Consider the following 1,066-nt stretch of genomic DNA (forward strand, 5'->3'; position numbering starts at 1 on the left):
CCGGGTTCCGATGCGCCGCGCGGCCGGCGCTGCCGCCGCGGCGGGCGCCACGGAGCTGGCGCAGCGGCTCGCCGCCCTCCCGGAGGCCGACCGCGAGGCCGCTCTGCTGGACCTGGTCCGGGCCGAGGCCGCCGGAGTGCTGGGCTACGCCGGCGCGCACGCGATCGAGGGCGACCGGGCGTTCAAGGACCTCGGCATCGACTCGCTGACCGCCGTCGAGCTGCGCAACCGCCTGAACGCGGTCACCGGTCTGCGACTGCCCGCCACGCTGGTCTTCGACTACCCGAACCCGGCGGCTCTGGCGGAGCAGTTGAGCACCGAGCTCCACGGCTCCGCGCAGACCTCCGTCACCCCGGCCGCCCTGCCCGCCGCTGCGGGCGTCTCCGACGACCCGATCGCGATCATCGGCATGGCCTGCCGCTACCCCGGCGGCGTGACCTCGCCCGAGGAGCTGTGGCGGCTGGTGGCGGACGGGGTGGACGGGGTCTCCGGCTTCCCCACCGACCGGGACTGGCCGCTGGAGGCGCTCTACCACAGCGACCCGGAGCAGCCCGGCACCTCCTACACCCGGGAGGGCGGCTTCCTGCACGACGCCGCCGGCTTCGACCCCGCCTTCTTCGGCATCTCGCCGCGCGAGGCGGTCTCGGTCGACCCGCAGCACCGGTTGCTGCTGGAGACGAGTTGGGAGGCCTTCGAGCGGGCCGGGATCGACCCGGCCACCCTGCGGGGCAGCCGCACCGGCGTCTTCGCGGGCGTCATGTACGGCGACTACGCGCCCCTGCTGATGGCCTCGGCGGACGCCCTGGAGGGTTACGTCGGCACGGGCAGCTCCAGCAGCGTGGCCTCGGGCCGGGTCTCGTACACCTTCGGTCTGGAGGGCCCGGCGGTCACCATCGACACGGCCTGCTCATCCTCGCTGGTCGCCCTGCACCTCGCCGCCCAGGCGCTGCGGTCGGGCGAGTGCTCGCTGGCGCTGGCGGGCGGCTCGGTGGTGATGGCCTCGCCGTCGCCGTTCATCGAGTTCAGCCGTCAGCGCGGGCTGGCCGCCGACGGCCGGTGCAAGGCG

At 75.1% G+C, this 1,066-nt stretch carries 1 protein-coding gene; it reads left to right on the plus strand.

All coding sequences use genetic code 11. The annotated features are described in order from the left end of the window. A partial coding sequence (locus TR48_RS29910) for an acyl carrier protein (RefSeq protein WP_369405623.1) occupies positions 1–1,066 on the plus strand: 1,066 nt, incomplete at both ends.

The sequence above is a fragment of the Streptacidiphilus neutrinimicus genome, from assembly GCF_000787815.1.
In the GTDB taxonomy this organism is placed as follows: domain Bacteria; phylum Actinomycetota; class Actinomycetes; order Streptomycetales; family Streptomycetaceae; genus Streptacidiphilus; species Streptacidiphilus neutrinimicus.